Here is a 3968-nt window from a genome sequence, read left to right on the forward strand (position 1 = left end):
CCCCCTTGTGGTCGGTGTACAGGTGGTGCATGGCTGTCGTCAGCTCGTGTCGTGAGATGTTGGGTTAAGTCCCGCAACGAGCGCAACCCTTGTCCTGTGTTGCCAGCATGCCCTTCGGGGTGATGGGGACTCACAGGAGACCGCCGGGGTCAACTCGGAGGAAGGTGGGGACGACGTCAAGTCATCATGCCCCTTATGTCTTGGGCTGCACACGTGCTACAATGGCCGGTACAATGAGCTGCGATACCGTGAGGTGGAGCGAATCTCAAAAAGCCGGTCTCAGTTCGGATTGGGGTCTGCAACTCGACCCCATGAAGTCGGAGTTGCTAGTAATCGCAGATCAGCATTGCTGCGGTGAATACGTTCCCGGGCCTTGTACACACCGCCCGTCACGTCACGAAAGTCGGTAACACCCGAAGCCGGTGGCCCAACCCCTTGTGGGAGGGAGCTGTCGAAGGTGGGACTGGCGATTGGGACGAAGTCGTAACAAGGTAGCCGTACCGGAAGGTGCGGCTGGATCACCTCCTTTCTAAGGAGCAATAGCCGACTGCGAGCAGATGTCTCGCACGGTTGCTCATGGGTGGAACGTTGATTATTCGGCTGGTGTCACGGGCCGGAGGCTTGCGAGTACAACCCTTTCTGAGGGTGTGGAAAGCATGATCTTCGGGCGGGGACTGGTCGGGCACGCTGTTGGGTGTCTGAGGGAACGAAATTTTCCTCAGTTGCCGGCCCCAGTGAACTTGTCCTTGATGGGCAGGGTGATGGGTGGTTGGTCGTTGTTTGAGAACTGCACAGTGGACGCGAGCATCTGTGGCCAAGTTTTTAAGGGCGCACGGTGGATGCCTTGGTACCAGGAACCGATGAAGGACGTGGGAGGCCACGATAGTCCCCGGGGAGTCGTCAACCAGGCTTTGATCCGGGGGTTTCCGAATGGGGAAACCCGGCAGTCGTCATGGGCTGTCACCCGCTGCTGAACACATAGGCAGTGTGGAGGGAACGCGGGGAAGTGAAACATCTCAGTACCCGCAGGAAGAGAAAACAACCGTGATTCCGGGAGTAGTGGCGAGCGAAACCGGATGAGGCCAAACCGTATACGTGTGAGACCCGGCAGGGGTTGCGTGTGCGGGGTTGTGGGATCTCTCTTTCACAGTCTGCCGGCTGTGAGGCGAGTCAGAAACCGTTGGTGTAGGCGAAGGACATGCGAAAGGTCCGGCGTAGAGGGTAAGACCCCCGTAGTCGAAACATCAACGGCTCGTTTGAGAGACACCCAAGTAGCACGGGGCCCGAGAAATCCCGTGTGAATCTGGCGGGACCACCCGCTAAGCCTAAATATTCCCTGGTGACCGATAGCGGATAGTACCGTGAGGGAATGGTGAAAAGTACCGCGGGAGCGGAGTGAAATAGTACCTGAAACCGTGTGCCTACAAGCCGTGGGAGCGTCGGAGTGGAGACTTGTTCTTCATTCTCGTGACTGCGTGCCTTTTGAAGAATGAGCCTGCGAGTTTGCGGTGTGTTGCGAGGTTAACCCGTGTGGGGAAGCCGTAGCGAAAGCGAGTCCGAATAGGGCGATTTAGTAGCGCGCTCAAGACCCGAAGCGGAGTGATCTAGCCATGGGCAGGTTGAAGCGGAGGTAAGACTTCGTGGAGGACCGAACCCACCAGGGTTGAAAACCTGGGGGATGACCTGTGGTTAGGGGTGAAAGGCCAATCAAACTCCGTGATAGCTGGTTCTCCCCGAAATGCATTTAGGTGCAGCGTCGTGTGTTTCTTGCCGGAGGTAGAGCACTGGATAGGCGATGGGCCCTACCGGGTTACTGACCTTAGCCAAACTCCGAATGCCGGTAAGTGAGAGCGCGGCAGTGAGACTGTGGGGGATAAGCTCCATGGTCGAGAGGGAAACAGCCCAGAGCATCGACTAAGGCCCCTAAGCGTACGCTAAGTGGGAAAGGATGTGGAGTCGCACAGACAACCAGGAGGTTGGCTTAGAAGCAGCCACCCTTGAAAGAGTGCGTAATAGCTCACTGGTCTAGTGATTCCGCGCCGACAATGTAGCGGGGCTCAAGCGTACCGCCGAAGTCGTGTCATTTCAGCATATAGGGCCAACGCCTGCTGGGATGGGTAGGGGAGCGTCGTGTGCCGGGTGAAGCCGCGCCGGAAGGCAGTGGTGGACGGTTCACGAGTGAGAATGCAGGCATGAGTAGCGATACACACGTGAGAAACGTGTGCGCCGATTGACTAAGGGTTCCTGGGTCAAGCTGATCTGCCCAGGGTAAGTCGGGACCTAAGGCGAGGCCGACAGGCGTAGTCGATGGATAACCGGTTGATATTCCGGTACCCGCTGTGAAGCGTCAAACATCGAGTCCATTAATGCTAAGGCCGTGAAGCCGCCCTGATCTCTTCGGAGTTGAGGGGAGTGGTGGAGCCGCCGGTCCAAGGTGGTAGTAGGTGAGTGATGGGGTGACGCAGGAAGGTAGTCCATCCCGGGCGGTGGTTGTCCCGGGGTAAGGGTGTAGGCCGTGCGATAGGTAAATCCGTCGTACATGTGGCTGAGACCTGATGCCGAGCCGATTGTGGTGAAGTGGATGATCCTATGCTGTCGAGAAAAGCCTCTAGCGAGTTTCATGGCGGCCCGTACCCTAAACCGACTCAGGTGGTCAGGTAGAGAATACCGAGGCGTTCGGGTGAACTATGGTTAAGGAACTCGGCAAAATGCCCCCGTAACTTCGGGAGAAGGGGGGCCATGTCTGGTGAGGAGTCTTGCACTCTGAGCTGGGTGTGGCCGCAGAGACCAGCGAGAAGCGACTGTTTACTAAAAACACAGGTCCGTGCGAAGCCGTAAGGCGATGTATACGGACTGACGCCTGCCCGGTGCTGGAACGTTAAGGGGACCGGTTAGTCACATTTCGGTGTGGCGAAGCTGAGAACTTAAGCGCCAGTAAACGGCGGTGGTAACTATAACCATCCTAAGGTAGCGAAATTCCTTGTCGGGTAAGTTCCGACCTGCACGAATGGCGTAACGACTTCTCGACTGTCTCAACCATAGGCCCGGTGAAATTGCACTACGAGTAAAGATGCTCGTTTCGCGCAGCAGGACGGAAAGACCCCGGGACCTTTACTATAGTTTGATATTGGTGTTCGGTTCGGCTTGTGTAGGATAGCTGGGAGACTGTGAACTCTGGACGCCAGTTCAGGGGGAGTCGTCGTTGAAATACCAGTCTGGTCGTGCTGGATGTCTAACCTGGGTCCGTGATCCGGATCAGGGACAGTGTCTGATGGGTAGTTTAACTGGGGCGGTTGCCTCCTAAAATGTAACGGAGGCGCCCAAAGGTTCCCTCAGCCTGGTTGGCAATCAGGTGTTGAGTGTAAGTGCACAAGGGAGCTTGACTGTGAGACCGACGGGTCGAGCAGGGACGAAAGTCGGGACTAGTGACCCGGCGGTGGCTTGTGGAAGCGCCGTCGCTCAACGGATAAAAGGTACCCCGGGGATAACAGGCTGATCTTCCCCAAGAGTCCATATCGACGGGATGGTTTGGCACCTCGATGTCGGCTCGTCGCATCCTGGGGCTGGAGTCGGTCCCAAGGGTTGGGCTGTTCGCCCATTAAAGCGGTACGCGAGCTGGGTTTAGAACGTCGTGAGACAGTTCGGTCCCTATCCGCTGCGCGCGCAGGAGTCTTGAGAAGGGCTGTCCCTAGTACGAGAGGACCGGGACGGACGAACCTCTGGTGTGCCAGTTGTTCTGCCAAGGGCATGGCTGGTTGGCTACGTTCGGGAGGGATAACCGCTGAAAGCATCTAAGCGGGAAGCCTGCTTCGAGATGAGGACTCCCACCCACTTGATGGGGTAAGGCTCCCAGTAGACGACTGGGTTGATAGGCCGGATATGGAAGCCCAGTAATGGGTGGAGTTGACCGGTACTAATAGGCCGAGGGCTTGTCCTCAGTTGCTCGCGTCCACTGTGTTAGTTCTGAG

General features: G+C 57.1%; 2 rRNA genes. Both read left to right on the forward strand.

Annotated elements, in window-relative coordinates:
- Positions 1 to 529, forward strand: a 16S ribosomal RNA gene (locus ABZT12_RS39155); the annotation flags it as partial.
- 283 nt (positions 530 to 812) lie between these two features.
- Positions 813 to 3937, forward strand: a 23S ribosomal RNA gene (locus ABZT12_RS39160).
- Positions 3938 to 3968: the final 31 nt, after the last annotated feature.

Source organism: Streptomyces sp. NPDC005423, assembly GCF_040606415.1.
Lineage (GTDB): Bacteria > Actinomycetota > Actinomycetes > Streptomycetales > Streptomycetaceae > Streptomyces.